This is a genomic window from Bacillus sp. UNC322MFChir4.1 (genome assembly GCF_000746135.1).
Lineage (GTDB): Bacteria > Bacillota > Bacilli > Bacillales > Bacillaceae_G > Bacillus_A.
The window spans coordinates 1-16615 of sequence record NZ_JQKQ01000038.1 but is presented as its reverse complement, the minus strand read 5'-3'; the positions used below and the strand labels follow the sequence as shown (position 1 = coordinate 16615).

Below are 16615 nucleotides of genomic sequence, written 5' to 3'. Positions count from 1 at the left end.
AGCAGCCTCACCTATTACTCTCCTAACAATTCACTACGTAATTTCTCACTAGAAGAATTCCATAGCTCCTCATTATGCTCTTTTAAGAATGTTCCAAGCACTTTTTTAGAAGGTTCATCCATATGATCAACCATAATGTAACGCTTTAATGATTTATCCATTTTATTTACGTGCTCTGGAAGTGATTTATAACCACGGCGAATTTCACGGTCTACAGTCATTTCACATGCAGTTACACCTGCATAATACGCGCCGTTTGCTGTGCGCTCAATTGTTACCCAAACAAGCCAGTACGGTTTTGCATTTGGTACTCCTTCTTTATTGATTAAAAATTTAATACCTTTTTCAACGGCACTGCGGGCATGCATTGCTCCAATATCTACAACTGCCGTTCCTTCCGTTACATCAATAATAACAGGAGAAATATTTTCAAGACTTAATGCGCCGACTCCAAAGCCGCCGTGTCCATCTGTAGAGTCATTTTTAATAATATTAAAACCAATTTGTTTCTTTTTCTCTGCCACAGAAAAGCCTCCCCTTCTAATACAATCCAAATAATGGTCCAATTATAGTATGCAGCATACCTAAAACTTGTGGAATGACAACTTGAAATATTGGTTGAATCGTATAGCGATCTAACGGTGTAATGACAAGAATCAATAAAAGGATTGCACCGTATTTTTCATATTGCGTCATTTTCGCACGTATATTAGTTGGCGCTAGGTCTTCCAAAACACGGTAGCCATCTAATGGCGGGATTGGTATCAAGTTAAAAATAAACAGAACGATATTAATCCCGATAAAAATTTGAAAGAACTGAAATAGCGTCTCTCCTACTGCTACTGGGACTGCTTCAATCACTCCAAATTTCAGCAAGCTATACCAGGCAGCAAGTCCAAAAGCACCCAATAATAAATTACTGATTGGCCCCGCAATCGAAACGCAAACCCCCGCAAGGCGCGGACGTTTAAAGTTATATGGGTTTACCGGCACAGGGCGCGCCCATCCAAAACCGATAAACAAGAATGCGATTGCACCAATCGGATCGATATGAGAAAGGGGCGATATTGTTAAACGCCCTTGATTCTTCGCCGTTAAATCTCCAAATTTATAAGCAACATATGCATGTGCAAACTCATGTACAGAGAGTGCGATTGCAACTGCAAGAGCTAACAACGGTAACTCGTGCAATGGGTATCTAAAGAAATTATCCATACTTCATCTCCTTCTTAATAATCCAAATAAAAAATCTTTTATTTTCTAATTGCGCTCTTCAAGAATCCGTTATAATAGTACTGTAATCTACATAAAAGGAGCGATACATATGCCATACGTAACAGTGAAAATGTTAGAAGGTCGCACAGAAGAGCAAAAGAAAGCCCTTGCTGAAAAAGTAACAGCTGCAGTAAGCGAAACTACTGGTGCACCAGAAGAAAAAATCGTTGTATTCATTGAAGAAATGTCTAAAAATCATTACGCAATTGGCGGAAAGCGCTTAAGCGACCAAGAATAATCATCGATGTAAGAGAAGCAGCTGTGCTGCTTCTCTTACTCTTTTCCTTCTAATAAACGAATAATTTTTTCTTTTATTTTCCCTTTTCTTCCATCTTCATACAGTAAATCATGCGGATAGAATAGCTTTTGATCTGTTCTCTTTTTACCTGTAATTGCTTCCACAATGTCCGACTCACGAGACAATTCACGCAGTTCTCCATTTGGCATAAGCAGTAAAATCGGCAAGCGTTCTTCCTCTTCACCTGCACGGTAAAAGTCATACGGCAGATCCGACGTAGAATCTACCACTAAATAATATTCTGGATCAAGCCCAATCTTCTTAAATAAATTATTTAATTCTACCCAATTGTTTAACCCGTGCTTTTCTGTAAAATCAACGCACTTGAACAAGTTACGGTTCATAAAACGGCGGCATAAATCACTTAAAATAGCATCCTCTTCTTCTTGCCATACTTGGAAGTAATAATACATAACATTCTCGTCTAGCTTCAAATAATCCTCTACCGTTACTTCCCCTTCAAATAAAGAATAGAAATGAACAGGATGATATTTAAATGTATAGTACTGTTCATGCAACGCTTTCGCACGGTGCAAAATTTTTGTCAAAATCACTTCCGCACTGCGCGTGACTGGATGAAAATATACTTGCCAGTACATTTGATAACGGCTCATAATGTAATGTTCAACAGCATGCATCCCGCTATATTTAATCACAACTTGATTATTAAATGGACGCATTACCCGTAATATTCGTTCCATATCAAAGTTTCCATATTTCACACCTGTGAAATACGCATCTCGTAATAAATAGTCCATGCGATCTGCGTCAATTTGGCTAGAAATCATACTAATTGCTAATTTATTAGTAGAAGTTTTCGCAATGACATCCGCTACTTTTTGCGGAAACTCACGATCAACTCGGCTTAATACCTCTTGGATTTCTGTATCACCGACAATAATTGCTTGTGTAAATTTTTCATGATTCAAATTAAAAACTTTTTCAAATGAATGAGAAAAAGGACCATGTCCAACATCGTGAAGAAGTGCTGCACATAAGCACAACAAACGATCTTCTGCATTCCAATCCGGTCTTCCATCAAACACATCATCAATCATGCGGCGAATAATTTCATAGACACCTAGTGAATGAGCAAAGCGACTATGCTCCGCACCGTGAAATGTAAAAAATGTCGTCCCTAGCTGCTTAATACGGCGCAGACGTTGAAACTCTTTCGTTCCAATTAAATCCCAAATTACGCGATCGCGTACATGCACATATTTATGCACTGGGTCTTTGAACACTTTCGTTTCATTTAATTTATCACTTACATATGCCATTACACTTCACTGCCCTCCATTATACGTTCTTACCTCTATTATAAACGAAAGGCGAAACAGAAAGAAATGAAAGACTGTATATTCCTGCATGAAAATAAAATCACCTTCCAAAAACGAAGGTGATTTTCTCCATCATTATTATTTTCCTAAAATAAACGTAGATAGCTCGTTTAATAACATCTCTTTACCAAGTGGAAAATATCCTTTATTTAAATCTTCGTTTTTAATCATATACACGCGGTTATTTTTTACAGCGTTCATATTTTTCCAAATGGTTTCTTCTTGGAATTCTTTTAGACGCTGCGTACCATCACCTGTTGTGAATACAAATAAGAAATCTGGATTGTAATCAATTAATGCTTCCTTTTGTAATTGTACTAACGGCTTGTCTGCTGGAGTACCATTAACTGCTGGCAATTTTAAATCTTTAAATAGAATACTACCGTATCCATAGTCACCGTACACACGGAATGCATTCGGATATGCTGCCATTACCATGAATTTTGCATCACCAGTTTTAGCAACGATTTGATCATGTAATTTGTTTGCCTTTTCATCGTATTTCTTTAACCATGCAGCTGTTTCTTGTTCTTTATTGAAGATTTTTCCTACTTCTTCAAACTTCGGACGCCATTGATCTAATGGAGTACTTAACATAACTGTTGGTGCAATTTTAGATAACTGATCATAAATTTTTCCCTGACGATTGTTTACTAAAATTAAATCTGGTTTTGCAGCGGCGACTGCTTCAATGTTAATTTTATCTCCCCAAGCAGAACCAACTGGTTTTACACCTTTTAATTGTTCTGCAATATGTGCATCAATTTTTTCTTGCGTCGTATTTGCCGTAATAACCGGCTTCATACCTAAAATTAATAACTCTTCTGTTGACCCACTTAAATCCGCAATTTTCTTTGGATTTGCAGGGATTTTAATTTCTCCTTTTGCATGTTTTACAACACGCTCTTCACTTTTTGCGTCTGCTTTCTTTTCTTCTTTCTTATCAGAAGAACAAGCTGCAAATAATATAGAAGTAATCGCTAATACGAAAACTAGTAGAGTAGCTTTGAATTTCTTCATATTTTCCTCTCCTTATCTTGTTATAGTGAAAGTGCTACAAGCAAACCCCTTTCTTTATAGGAGGGCGAGAGCATCTGGCCGTGCATAGCAGCGACTTATATGTCAAAAAATCAAGATATATAACTATTTATACAAATTTCTGGAAGTCACACCTTTTCCCGTTCTGACGGGCAGTAATCTACTGGCGCAATTTACCGCCCACTAGAACAACCTTAGACCAGCTTACGCACTCGTCATTAAGTCATAAGTAAGACAAATTGGTTTGCCACCAACGGGACATGGAACCATTTGTGCTTCAATTTCAAACACTTCGCGAAGCGTTTCAGATGTCATGACTTCATCTGGCGTTCCTTGTTTCATTAGTTTCCCTTCTTTTAATGCAAGCATATGATCAGAAAAACGAGAAGCGTGATTGAGATCGTGAATAACCATCACGATTGTTCTTCCTTCTTCTTCATTTAACTTTCTTAATAAGTTCAGCACTTCAAGTTGATGTGCCATATCAAGGTATGTTGTTGGCTCATCTAGTACAAGTAAATCCGTTCCTTGTGCTAGCGCCATTGCAATCCAAACGCGTTGACGTTGTCCGCCTGACAGCGCCTCTGCCGGACGATTTGCAAATTCCTTCATACCAGTCACATCAAGCGCCCAGCGAATGTAACGATAGTCTTCTTCCGATAGCGTACCGAACCCTTTTTGATGTGGAAAACGCCCATATGAAACGAGTTCAAATACAGTAAGACCTGTTGGCACTTCTGCTGTTTGCGGCAAAATTGCCATCTTTTTCGCAATTTCCTTCGTCGGCTGTTTCTCAATTTCCTTTCCGTCCAAATAAACAGTACCTCGTTTTGCTTTTAAAATACGCGATGCTGTTTTCAGAAGCGTAGATTTCCCGCATCCGTTCGGACCAATGATGGTCGTAATTTTCCCTTCAGGTATTTCAACAGACAACCCATCAATAATTAAATTTTCACTATATCCAACAGATATCGACTCAACTGATAAAGATGGCATATAGATCGTCTCCCCTATCTTGTTTTTATAAGTAAATAAATAAAATACGGCGCGCCAATTACTGAAATGACAAGACCAACCGGTATTTCTGATGTTGTAAGTAAGCTGCGCGAAAGAAGATCGGAAAACAATAACAATAATGTTCCGATGAGCGCAGCAGTTGGCAGCATAATTTGATATTTTCCGCCTACTAAGCGGCGGGCAAGATGCGGCGCCATTAATCCAATAAAGCTGATTCCCCCAGCAACCGCAACAGATGCACCCGCTAAGCAAACAGCGATAAATAATAGCTTACGGCGCTCTTTCTCAACGTTCAAACCGAGGCCCGTTGCCGCTGCATCTCCTAAATTCATTACATTTAAAATAGGTGCTCTCATAAAAGCAATTGGTAAGAAAATAAGCATCCATGGCAATACGCTTAATACGAACTTCCAATCTGTCCCCCATAAGCTTCCCGATAACCAAATCGTAGCAAAGCGGAAATCATTCGCTGTCATTTTCATCGAGAATACTAAGCTCACAGCACTAAACCCAGCTGCTACAGCAATCCCAACGAGAACTAATCGAACCGGCGAAACACCGTCTTTCCAAGCAAGTGCGTAAATAATGACCGCCGCTACTATTGCACCAACTAAAGCAAAAAACGGCAAAATGAATACAGATACAAACGAAGTCATCGTTACTTTCCCAAATACGAAATAAACAAACATTACAACTGACAGTCCCGATCCAGCATTAATACCAATAATTCCTGGATCGGCAAGTGGGTTACGTGATAATCCTTGCATAATTGCACCGGATACTGCTAAAGCTGATCCGACTAAAAGAGCAACAATCATTCGCGGCATCCGAAAATCAAATAAAATTGTTGTTTGATCTTCTGCTCCAAGACCAACGAGCGTTTTCAGCACTTCAATTGGTGAAATTTTGAACGTACCTGTATTTAAGCTAATGAAAAATACGATGCAAATGAACAGACCAATGCTAGATAAAATTGAGATGTTTTTTCTCGTTAATATTCCTTGCCTCACATTTTCCCTCTCCCTTCTTTACGCGCTAAGTAGAGGAAGAATGGCACACCAATCATCGCTGTTACAGCGCCAATCGGTGTTTCAAACGGCGGATTAATAATACGTGAGATCATATCAGCACATCCAACAAGTAATCCCCCTAAAACGGCAGAACATGGGATAATCCAGCGATAATCTGATCCCACAAGAAAACGTGTTAAATGCGGGATAACAAGACCAACAAATCCAACAGACCCAGCTATAGAAACGGCACTACCTGTAAGCACAAGTACAAGAATTGTTCCAATAAACTTAATAAGCTTCGTATTTTGTCCAAGGCCAATGGCAATTTCTTCACCAAAACTTAAAATCGTAATGTACCTTGCTAGCATAATCGCAATAATTAGACAAACAAGACCAACTGGAAGCAACATGTTTAAACTCGTCCATTTCACACCAGCAACGCCGCCTGCATGCCACATACTAACTTCTTGCGCTAGATTAAAATATAAAGCAATCCCAGATGAAATTGCGCCTAGTAAGGCACTAATTGCCGCTCCAGATAACGCTAACTTAATTGGTGTTAATCCGCCCGGAGACGCTGCTCCAATTCCGTATACGATACTTGCACCAAATGCTGCACCGATGAAAGAAGCAATGACAAACATGAAATATGGCGAGTTTGGGAAGAATACAAACATGATGGCAATGCCAAATACCGCCCCATCTGTAATCCCCATCAGTGATGGAGATGCAAGTGGGTTTCGCGTCATCCCTTGCATAATTGCACCAGATACCGCTAAAAATGCTCCTACAGCTACTCCTCCAATTGCTCTTGGAAGACGCAATTCTTGAATGACACTATGATGTGTAATAGATATATCAAACTGAAATACAGCTTGCCATACTGTTTTCAAACTAATATCAGCAGCACCAAATGAAATAGAAGTAGCCATACTTAAAGCTAATAAAGCAGTTCCAACGATTAAAATGATTAAGGCGATAAGCGGACGACTTTTCACCTCTTTTATGTCTACTGATTCTTCTTCATAAACCTTTCTCATACTCACTTCCATATGCAACATCCTAACTTTCAATATGTATAACAAGAAAATGAATTTCATTCTCATTAAGAAGCAAAAAAAGAAAATCAAGAATATAACTCGACTTTTGATAATGATTCTCAATATCGTTTTCTTTTATTCTACAAACGCAAGGTGACACTTGTCAATCATAAATTTTGTGATATAAAACTTTTTTACATTTCACAAAACAAAAAAAAGATACGACATCGTATCTTTTTACTTGCTTAACTTTTCTTCAATTTTTTTAATTAACTCATCTTCATTTGGCGCTGCAACTGGACGATTATTTACAAATGCAAATGACTTTTTACGACCAGGACCGCAATATGATTGACAACCAACTTGAATATCTGCACATCCATCTATTTTCTTTAAACGCGGTACTAACGTCTTCACATTCGTTGCCTGACAATCATCACACACACGAAATTCGTTTCCCATTTTATATAACACTTCCTCTATTTGAAACTTTTCTCAAGTACATATAACAATAAACGCTAAATGGTATTTTACCTTTCTTTTCGATGTGATGCAAGTTTTCTTCCCGCAAGAAACAAATGGTATACAAACATATTTCCGCTCAAAATCTACCATAATTTTGGGAGCTTTGTATAAAAGTAATTCATTTTGTCCATTCTAAAAATAAGATATTGATAAAAAGAAAGGGAGATGAATCTATGAAAGTAAGACAAGACGCTTGGACTGAAGAAGATGATTTACTTCTTGCTGAAACTGTTTTACGTCACGTTCGCGAAGGAAGTACACAATTAAATGCCTTTGAAGAAGTTGGTGATAAATTAAATCGCACCTCGGCAGCTTGCGGTTTTCGCTGGAATGCTGTCGTACGCTATAGTTACGATCAAGCATTACAACTTGCGAAAAAGCATCGCAAAGACAAAATGCGCGCAAATGGGGGCGAGCAATCGAAAAAACGCCTTTTATATACACCACCGTCTTCACCTACTGCTATAACGGCTGATGAAAATATTAGTATCGAAACCCAGCAACCTGTTCAAACTATACAAACTACGCAAGCGATGCCAACAAACTCTTCAATTGCGATGCATGACGTAATCCATTTTCTACAATCTCTCGGAACTTCTAATGTAAAAGTATCCGCACTCGAAAGAGAGAATGAGAGATTGAAACAAGACATCGTTGAATATATGAGGAAAAATGCTGAACTAGAAAAGAAAGTGGAAAAATTAGAACAGCAATCCACAACCGTTCAAGAAGATTACGAGACGCTCATGAAAATTATGAACCGTGCACGTAAACTGGCATTAATGGACGACGAAGAACGTACACAAACATCATTTCGCATGGACCGAAACGGAAATTTAGAAAAAATTGCAGAATAAAAAGAAAGGCTGACCCAGAAGGCGCATAAACGCCTTCTGAAGTCAGTCTTTCTTCCGTTATCGACCGTTATTTACAATATATCGGCGCTTCGACACGATATAAAGACCCCCCGACGATATTCGACATGTAAATCACCGCTAACTAATACAAAAAGTGAGCCCCTCTCGCCCACCTAAAAAAAGATGCTTTTCCCGTTTTCAACTTACATTTATATAAGGTCTCTCTTTTTTGCTATAATAAATATTGTCATTTTAAAGATAAGGGGTTAATTACATGAGCGATTCTCGTTCGATTTTATCTCAACCAGAGTGGCGCATTGTTGATCAATCAAGCTTAGGTCCACAATTTCATGCGCTGCAGTCTTTCGCAATGGATGATACGTTATGTACAACCGTTGGGAACGGTACATCCGCTGCAACAATGCGCTCTTGGGTTCATCACAATACGATTGTTCTTGGCATTCAAGATACACGTTTGCCTTATTTAAAGCAGGGAATTGAATTTTTGAAAGAGCAGGACTTCCATGTTATCGTCCGCAATTCAGGCGGACTTGCTGTTGTATTAGACGAGGGGGTTCTAAACATTTCTCTTCTATTCCAGGAAACAGATAAAGGTATCGATATCGATCTTGGCTATGATACAATGTGGCATTTAATTAAGGAAATGTTAAAAGATTACAATGTTACCATTGAAGCAAAAGAAATCGTTGGCTCATACTGTCCTGGCAGCTATGACTTAAGTATTAACGATAAAAAATTTGCTGGTATTTCACAGCGCCGTATTCGCGGAGGCGTAGCTGTGCAAATTTACTTATGCGCTATAGAAAGCGGCTCTGCTCGTGCAGCACTTGTTCGTGATTTTTACAACTTAGCAATTCAAGGTGAAGAAACTAGATTTACGTATCCTGAAATTGTCCCAAGTACAATGGCTTCACTGTCTGAACTACTTGGTGAAACTATTACTGTTCAAGATCTAATGATGCGCCTTTTACAGACGCTGCAGCACTTTGCACCAAAATTAACACCATCACAGCTTACAGTAGATGAAGTACCGCTATATGAGCATCATTTACAGCGCATGATTGATCGCAATAACAAGTCACTTGGGTTAGAAAATTAAAAATCCCCGCAAATGCGGGGATTTTTTTTCATAATTATAGCGCTTGTGCTGCTGTAATTAAAGCAAGCTTGTACACTTCTTCTTCGTTACAACCGCGAGATAAATCATTTACTGGCATGTTTAAGCCTTGTAAGATTGGTCCAACTGCTTCGAAGTTACCTAAGCGTTGTGCAATTTTGTAGCCGATATTACCAGCTTCTAAGCTTGGGAATACGAATACGTTAGCGTCACCTTTAATAATAGAACCTGGTGCTTTCTTTTCTGCTACAGATGGTACGAATGCAGCGTCGAATTGGAACTCACCGTCTAATGTTAATTCAGGAGCCATTTCTTTTGCGATGCGAGTTGCTTCTACAACTTTCTCTGTTTCTGGAGATTTCGCAGAACCTTTTGTAGAGAAGCTTAACATTGCAACGCGTGGGTCGATACCGAATAATTCAGCAGTTTTTGCACTTTCAATACCAATTTCAGCTAAATCTTGGCTGTTTGGAGCGATGTTGATTGCGCAATCAGCAAATACATACTTCTCATCGCCGCGTACCATGATAAATACGCCAGAAGTTTTTGTAACACCTGGTTTTGTTTTAATGATTTGAAGTGCTGGACGAACTGTATCAGCTGTAGAATGAGCTGCACCACTTACTAAACCTTGTGCTTTGCCCATGTATACAAGCATAGTACCGAAATAGTTTTCGTCTTTTAAGATTTCACGAGCCGATTCCTCTGTTGCTTTCCCTTTACGGCGTTCAACGAAAGATGCTACCATTGCATCCATTTCTTCGTACGTAGCTGGGTCATAAATATCAACACCTGCTAATGTTAAGTTCATGCTAGCAGCTTTCGCACTAATTTCTTCTTTATTACCAACTAAGATTGGTTTTACTAATTCTTCTTTCGCTAAACGCTCTGCAGCGCCTAGAATTCTTTCATCAGTACCTTCAGGAAGTACAATAGAAATGTTTTTACCTTGAACTTTTTCTTTTACTGTTGTAAATAAGTCGCTCACCAATAACCCTCCTACGAATTCAAATCCATATTTAAGAATACCGCTTTTTATCTCTATTTTAAACGTATTGCCCCTAAAAAATTGATAAAATATAAATGATTATATTTTCCCAAAATTCCGCCAGGAAATGTGACAATTTTATGCGCCTAAGACGAAGTTACATGCTTTTTTATTTATATATGATATAGTTAACGTGTAAAACTTGACTATTCGAGGTGAATCTAATGAGTGAAGCAGCAAAAACGTTAGATGGTTGGTATTGTTTACATGATTTCCGTTCTATGGACTGGGCAGCATGGAAAACATTGTCTAGTGATGAACGTCAGCAAGCAATGTTCGAATTTTTAAACATCGTTGAAAAATGGAATAAAACAGAAGCTGCAAAACAAGGTAGCCATGCCCTATATACAATCGTTGGGCAAAAGGCTGATATTATGTTCATGATTTTACGTCCAACAATGGAAGAATTAAATGAAATTGAAGCAGAATTCAATAAAACAACATTAGCAGAGTATATGCTTCCTACATACTCTTACGTTTCTGTTGTGGAACTAAGTAACTATCTTCCTGCTGAAGAAGATCCATATCAAAATCCACAAATTCTTGCGCGTCTATACCCAACGTTGCCAAAAGCAAACCACGTTTGTTTCTATCCAATGGACAAGCGTCGTCAAGGCGAAGACAACTGGTACATGTTACCGATGGAAGATCGCAAAAAATTAATGTATAGCCACGGAAAAATCGGCCGTCAATATGCAGGAAAAGTACGTCAAATCATTACTGGTTCTGTTGGCTTTGACGATTATGAATGGGGCGTAACATTATTTGCCGACGATGTTCTTCAATTTAAGAAACTTATATATGAAATGCGCTTTGATGAAGTAAGCGCACGCTACGGTGAGTTCGGAACATTCTTTGTTGGAAACATTTTACCAAGCGAAAAGGTTGCGAAATTTTTACACGTATAACAACAAAAAAGGACGAAAATCGTCCTTTTTTTATTGTTTTATATAATAGGAACCCTTTAAAAAAACAGAAAAATTATCCATATTGCTTACAAAATTGTAATCTTTCCATATTCAAACTCATGTTAGAATAGTACAAGCTACATGCTAATAACGATGCGAAGGTGATAATTGATTATGAGGAAAATGTTATCTATTTTATTAGGGCTTACACTCATGTTTTCTTTCATAGGAGCGACTCCCTCTTATGCGAAAGAAGACATACATATTGAAGCCGCTGCTGCTATTCTGTTTGATGCAGACACAGGAAAAATACTACATGAGCAAAACCCCGACGAATTACTTGCAGTTGCTAGTATGTCAAAACTCATGGTTATATACTCCGTTTTAGAAGCCATTAAAGAAGGAAAAATCACTTGGGATACAAAAGTAAATATCTCTGATTATGCTTATGAGATTTCCCGTAACAACGAATTTTCCAACGTTCCATTTGAAAAAGGACGACAATATACAGTTAAGGAATTATATCATTCTATTCTTGTCTTCTCAGCAAACGGATCAAGTATTGCACTTGCCGAACTTCTTGCAGGAAGTGAAAAGAATTTCATAAGTCTTGCAAACGAACATGCAAAAAAACTAGGGTTAAAGAAATATAAATTTGTAAATGCTACAGGATTAAATAATGCTGATTTAAAAGGAAAGCATCCAGAAGGAACAGATCCGAATGGTGAAAACTCTTTATCAGCTAGAGACATGGCAATCTTATCTAGAACAATTATGACAAAGTATCCAGCAATATTAGAAGATACAAAGCAAAGATTTAGAAACTTCCCAGATAATCATCCACTTCCAATTCGTATGGAAAACTGGAATTGGATGTTACCAGGCGCTGCATTTGCATATGAAGGAACAGACGGCTTAAAAACGGGAAGTTCTGATTCAGCTGGATATTGCTTTACCATTACAGCCAAACGCGGTGATTTACGCCTAGTCTCCGTTATTATTAAAACAAAATCAATGGATGAGCGTTTCATAGAATCCCGTGCACTAATGGATTACGGTTTCAAAAACTTTGAAAAGCAGAAATTGAAAATAGGTAGAAATAATACAATTCCTGTCGTAAAAGGAAAAGAAGATACTGTAGCTGTGACACCTGAAAAAGAGATAACGGTAGTCACAAAAAAAGGAAGTAAACCTCCTTACAAAATTTCTTATGATGCAAACAAATCAATCTCCGAAGACGGAAGCTTAGTTGCACCTGTGAAAAAGGATGCCAAAGTAGGCTCACTTGTTTTAGAATCTACTGATCAATATGGCTTCCTTGACGGAAATAAACAAACGAAATTCAATGTAAAAACAACACAGGAAGTAGATAAAGCAAATTGGTTCGTATTGACGATGCGATCTATTGGAGACTTCTTCTCTAATATATGGTCAAAATTATTTGGGTAATAAAAAGCTAGCACAATGAAGTAACTCCATAACGTTAAAAATATTATTTCATTAGGCAACTTTTCTGGCATGGGTTCGGTATTATATCGGGCCCATGCCTTTTAGTTTCCCCTTAAATTTGTTATGGCTATAAGATGAATAATTATATCTCTAAAATTTCCATAGGGTTTCCATCATACATTTAAAATGGTAATATTAAACGGAATATTGATGGGATTTCCATTTAAGTTTAATTTTACATTTACAATCAACAACAACATCATTATATTCCATTTCAAAAGTAAGGGAGTAATAAGATTGATTAGAAAGTCAAAAATCGTTAATAACATTTTATTGTATGGAGTAGTATTTTTTATAACATGCCTTGCATTATTAGTGGCTTTTAAATTGCAAAACTTTTACCCTTTTGGAGATAAAACTATCCTCATATTGGATATGGGGTTTCAGTATTTCCAATATTATGCTTATTTCTACGACGTATTACATGGAAATGCAAGTTTACTTTTTAATTGGCAAGCTGGATTAGGGATGAACTTTTTTGGTGTATTTACGTATTACTTATCTAGCCCATTTTCACTAATCATTTCCTTCTTTTCTCGTGATCATTTAATACAAGCAATAACAATGATTACATTTTTAAAATTAGGATCATGCGGTATATCAATGTGTTTTTATTTACGTAAAGGGTTTAAAGCGGAATATGTTGAAGCCATAATTTTTTCTACTATGTACGCCTTAGCGTCATATACTATTGTCTTTTATCAAAACTTAATGTGGATTGATGGCCTAATCTACTTACCACTAGTGTTATTAAGTGTGGAAAAGTTGATTAAAGATAAAAGCGGAGTCTTTTTAACAATAAGTTTAGCTGTGCTCTTTATATCCAATTTTTATATATCGTATATGGTGGGTGCATTTACATTTATGTACTTCCTTTCACGGTTAATCATTATTCACGATGATTTTAAAATCAAAAAATTTATATATAAAGCTTTTCAATTTTTGTTACATACAGTGTTAGCTGCTGGTATTGCTGCTATAATAATATTCCCCACTTTAGAAATTTTAAAAGATGTATCTACTAATGCGGGAAAAATTCCATGGTCACAATTACAGACCTTTGGTACACCATTTGATATTTATTTAAAATTATTTAATCAGGCATATGATGGGGTGTTTTTCAGTACTCCTTATATATATGTAGGGCTTTTAGCTGTTTTATTTGTACCAATATTTTTCTTAACTGATAAAATTTCAAAAAAAGAAAAGATAGTATGGGGACTTAATATTATAGTATTTATATTGAGTTTTATATTGTATCCACTTTATGTCGTATGGCATGGTTTTAAACATCCAAATGGTTATGAATTCAGATTTTCTTTTGTATTTTCATTCTTATTGGTCTTTTTATCTTGGAATGTGTACCATAGGGTTAAGAATATTAAAAGTAAAGTTTTATTTTTAATTATATTTGCTAATGTCTTTATTTTGTCACTAGCTTCTAAATGGGATCATGTCTCTATAAGCAAAGATAAAATTTTAATTAATATTTTATTGCTTTTCATATTAGGTATTTTAATTTTTCTGTTGCAAAGTAATAATAAGTTCAAGAGATTATTCGAAGTACTTTTGATATGCTTTGTTTTTACAGAAATGACAATTAACTCTAGTACCATTCTAGAAGGACTAAATAAGGACTCTGCTTATAAAAAAGTCTATGAATATCAAATTCCACAAGAGATACGTTCTTTAATAGCAAATATAAAGTCAAATGATAAAGAATTTTATCGTCTTGAAAAAAAAGTTGCTACTAATCAGGCAGAAAATATATATCAAATAAATGACTCACTCAAAGTTCCTTATAACAGTATTGCAAATTATACCTCAACAGGTAATGTCAAATTTCACAATTATATGGGGTCATTAGGTTACACAGTTGAAGAAAGAGGCGGATTAGCATTAAATAATACGGGTAGTACATTATTTACTGAAGCACTTCTTGGGACAAAGTATGTAATTGCAGATAAAACATTTAATCATTTTGGTTACCAAAAAGTAGAACAAGAAGGATCATACGTTACATATCAAAATGATAATTCGCTTCCACTAGGCTTTGTTTTAGATTCTGATAAAAAGAATTGGATATCAAATTCAACAAATCCATTTCAACTACAAAATAATATGATGAGCATCAATCAGGACAAAGAATATTTTAAAGAAATACAACCTGTTAATATTAAGATGGAAAATCTAACAAAAGATGGGGATGAATATCGTAAAGATAAACATGACCAAGAATCATATTTGATATTGAACTTAAAGGTAATTGGGCAACAAGAATTATATGGTTTTATTACTATCCCACCATCTGATGATACTCAATTAATAATTAATGAAAGAAATATTCAATTTAATTATCCTTCAAAGTATAACTCTGGGGTAATAGATTTAGGATTGTATAATAAAGAGAAGGTATCTGTAAAAATTAAAGTACGTGATAACATCAATCTAAACAATATTCATTTTTATGCTCTTTCTACTCTTGATTTTAAAAACAGAATAAAAGAGATGGCTTCTCAACCAATGGACATAAAAGAAGTTGGAAAAAGATCGTTAGATGGAGAAATATATACAACTAAAGATTCAACCCTATTTTTATCGATTCCTTATGATAAAGGATGGAATGTTAAATTAGATGGAAAAGAAGTATCGGCAGAAAAAATAGGTGGATTTATAGGAATTCAAATTTCAAACCCAGGAAAACATTCAATTGAATTGTCTTACACACCACCAGGTTTATTAAAGGGACTAATTATTACATTGTCTAGTCTTTTAATCTTACTAATTATTGTAATTCGAGAAATGAAAATGAAACGAAATTCTTCGAAAGACAAGGAGAGTATTCAAAATAGTGAATTCAATCAATCAGCGTAGTATTAAACTTTACTAACTATATAAATTCAACTTGAAACAACGACATAAAAAAACCTTTCTTTTTAGATGGACGAGAGCATCTGGCCAGGCATAGAAGCGGTCAGGGCCTCTTCCTGCCACATGCCAAGTTTTAAACAAAAGGAGCAACCCAGTAGCGGGCATGTTGTATTCTGCATAGCAGCAATCTATGTGTTAAAAAATCAAGTTGGATATATATAGAAATTTGTAATAAAGAAGGTTAATGCTAAAAAACCTATATTTTGAAGTGCCCCCTCAAAGTTAGGCAGATTATTTCATTAAGCAAACGAAAAAGCATGAACTCGATTTTAGCGGGGTCATGCTTTTTCGTTTTCCCTAATTCATAGGCTATTTATGCTTTGTCTTGTTTGCTGATGTTTCCTTATTTCGAACTAGGGTATTCAATTTTTCAAATATGCATTTTCCATTCAGATACACTCTAACTCCTACCTCTACTTTTACAGCTTGAGTTGCTTAAAATAGTGTTTTTACACCAAATAATGAGTAAGAACTTGAAAGTTTTGTTCATATCAATGAGGAGAATTGCTCAGTTAGACTTTCATATGTAGTCATCCCCACTTATCTTCTTCACTTCTTCCAATCTTAAGATGCAGCAAAGAGCGAGATAAAGTGAAACTTTAATCAGCCCTCACCAATCGGGCTTTTACAGGCAGTTTATCTCCCACCTAACTTCTTAAGAAAAGCGGAAGCGGCTCG

15 protein-coding genes are annotated in these 16615 nt (G+C 36.3%); 6 read left to right on the top strand and 9 right to left on the bottom strand.

What is annotated here, in order from left to right:
• Positions 1-14: 14 nt before the first annotated feature.
• Entirely contained in the window at positions 15-524 is a 510-nt protein-coding gene (locus tag BR72_RS14610) for a YwhD family protein (RefSeq protein WP_035434062.1), read from the bottom strand.
• Positions 525-540: 16 nt separating this feature from the next.
• Complete coding sequence (locus tag BR72_RS14605) at positions 541-1215, bottom strand: site-2 protease family protein (RefSeq protein ID WP_035434060.1); 675 nt, start codon at positions 1213-1215, stop codon at positions 541-543.
• Between the two features lie 109 nt (positions 1216-1324).
• Between BR72_RS14605 and BR72_RS14600 the strand changes: the two genes are divergently transcribed.
• On the top strand, positions 1325-1513 hold the full coding sequence (locus tag BR72_RS14600; protein ID WP_035434058.1) for a 2-hydroxymuconate tautomerase: 189 nt from the start codon (positions 1325-1327) through the stop codon (positions 1511-1513).
• Between the two features lie 35 nt (positions 1514-1548).
• Here BR72_RS14600 and BR72_RS14595 read toward each other — a convergent pair whose 3' ends face one another.
• The 6 genes from BR72_RS14595 to BR72_RS14570 all read right to left on the bottom strand — a co-directional run bounded on the left by BR72_RS14595 (position 1549) and on the right by BR72_RS14570 (position 7483).
• Positions 1549-2853, bottom strand: a complete 1305-nt coding sequence (locus BR72_RS14595; RefSeq protein WP_035434057.1) for an HD domain-containing protein — start codon at positions 2851-2853, stop codon at positions 1549-1551.
• Positions 2854-2991: 138 nt separating this feature from the next.
• Positions 2992-3933, bottom strand: a complete 942-nt coding sequence (locus BR72_RS14590) for an ABC transporter substrate-binding protein (RefSeq protein ID WP_035434055.1) — start codon at positions 3931-3933, stop codon at positions 2992-2994.
• Positions 3934-4155: 222 nt separating this feature from the next.
• Positions 4156-4947: an ABC transporter ATP-binding protein gene (locus tag BR72_RS14585; RefSeq protein ID WP_035434053.1), complete on the bottom strand. Its 792-nt coding sequence runs from the start codon at positions 4945-4947 to the stop codon at positions 4156-4158.
• A gap of 14 nt (positions 4948-4961) precedes the next feature.
• Positions 4962-5978 carry a FecCD family ABC transporter permease gene (locus BR72_RS14580; protein ID WP_035434051.1) on the bottom strand — a complete coding sequence of 339 codons (1017 nt, stop codon included), beginning with the start codon at positions 5976-5978 and terminating at the stop codon, positions 4962-4964.
• Positions 5975-7021 carry a FecCD family ABC transporter permease gene (locus BR72_RS14575; protein ID WP_371261900.1) on the bottom strand — a complete coding sequence of 349 codons (1047 nt, stop codon included), beginning with the start codon at positions 7019-7021 and terminating at the stop codon, positions 5975-5977. The genes BR72_RS14580 and BR72_RS14575 overlap by 4 nt, the downstream gene beginning before the upstream one ends.
• Before the next feature lie 237 nt (positions 7022-7258).
• Positions 7259-7483, bottom strand: a complete 225-nt coding sequence (locus BR72_RS14570) for a YuzB family protein (RefSeq protein ID WP_035434047.1) — start codon at positions 7481-7483, stop codon at positions 7259-7261.
• A 236-nt stretch (positions 7484-7719) separates the two neighbouring features.
• Between BR72_RS14570 and BR72_RS14565 the strand changes: the two genes are divergently transcribed.
• Positions 7720-8403: an RsfA family transcriptional regulator gene (locus tag BR72_RS14565; RefSeq protein WP_035434045.1), complete on the top strand. Its 684-nt coding sequence runs from the start codon at positions 7720-7722 to the stop codon at positions 8401-8403.
• Between the two features lie 274 nt (positions 8404-8677).
• Positions 8678-9523, top strand: a complete 846-nt coding sequence (locus tag BR72_RS14560) for an octanoyl-[GcvH]:protein N-octanoyltransferase (RefSeq protein ID WP_035434043.1) — start codon at positions 8678-8680, stop codon at positions 9521-9523.
• A 34-nt stretch (positions 9524-9557) separates the two neighbouring features.
• Here the strand turns inward: BR72_RS14560 and pta are convergent, their stop codons facing one another.
• Entirely contained in the window at positions 9558-10529 is a 972-nt protein-coding gene (gene pta / locus BR72_RS14555; RefSeq protein ID WP_035434041.1) for a phosphate acetyltransferase, read from the bottom strand.
• A 224-nt stretch (positions 10530-10753) separates the two neighbouring features.
• Here pta and hemQ point away from each other — a divergent pair, with 224 nt between their 5' ends.
• The 3 genes from hemQ to BR72_RS14540 all read left to right on the top strand — a co-directional run bounded on the left by hemQ (position 10754) and on the right by BR72_RS14540 (position 15880).
• Positions 10754-11497 carry a hydrogen peroxide-dependent heme synthase gene (gene hemQ / locus BR72_RS14550; RefSeq protein ID WP_035434038.1) on the top strand — a complete coding sequence of 248 codons (744 nt, stop codon included), beginning with the start codon at positions 10754-10756 and terminating at the stop codon, positions 11495-11497.
• Positions 11498-11665: 168 nt separating this feature from the next.
• The gene (locus BR72_RS14545) at positions 11666-12946 is read left to right on the top strand and encodes a serine hydrolase (RefSeq protein ID WP_035434036.1); all 1281 of its coding nucleotides are present in this window, start codon (positions 11666-11668) and stop codon (positions 12944-12946) included.
• Between the two features lie 297 nt (positions 12947-13243).
• Entirely contained in the window at positions 13244-15880 is a 2637-nt protein-coding gene (locus BR72_RS14540) for a YfhO family protein (RefSeq protein ID WP_035434034.1), read from the top strand.
• The last annotated feature ends 735 nt before the right edge of the window (positions 15881-16615 follow it).

Bases quoted from the DNA above. Each gene is read 5' to 3' on its own strand.
- BR72_RS14585 (WP_035434053.1), bottom strand. From the start codon at position 4,947: ATGCCATCTTTATCAGTTGAGTCGATATCTGTTGGATATAGTGAAAAT.
- BR72_RS14570 (WP_035434047.1), bottom strand. From the start codon at position 7,483: ATGGGAAACGAATTTCGTGTGTGTGATGATTGTCAGGCAACGAATGTG.
- BR72_RS14590 (WP_035434055.1), bottom strand. From the start codon at position 3,933: ATGAAGAAATTCAAAGCTACTCTACTAGTTTTCGTATTAGCGATTACT.
- BR72_RS14600 (WP_035434058.1), top strand. From the start codon at position 1,325: ATGCCATACGTAACAGTGAAAATGTTAGAAGGTCGCACAGAAGAGCAA.
- BR72_RS14605 (WP_035434060.1), bottom strand. From the start codon at position 1,215: ATGGATAATTTCTTTAGATACCCATTGCACGAGTTACCGTTGTTAGCT.
- BR72_RS14565 (WP_035434045.1), top strand. From the start codon at position 7,720: ATGAAAGTAAGACAAGACGCTTGGACTGAAGAAGATGATTTACTTCTT.
- BR72_RS14560 (WP_035434043.1), top strand. From the start codon at position 8,678: ATGAGCGATTCTCGTTCGATTTTATCTCAACCAGAGTGGCGCATTGTT.
- BR72_RS14595 (WP_035434057.1), bottom strand. From the start codon at position 2,853: ATGGCATATGTAAGTGATAAATTAAATGAAACGAAAGTGTTCAAAGAC.
- BR72_RS14575 (WP_371261900.1), bottom strand. From the start codon at position 7,021: ATGAGAAAGGTTTATGAAGAAGAATCAGTAGACATAAAAGAGGTGAAA.
- hemQ (WP_035434038.1), top strand. From the start codon at position 10,754: ATGAGTGAAGCAGCAAAAACGTTAGATGGTTGGTATTGTTTACATGAT.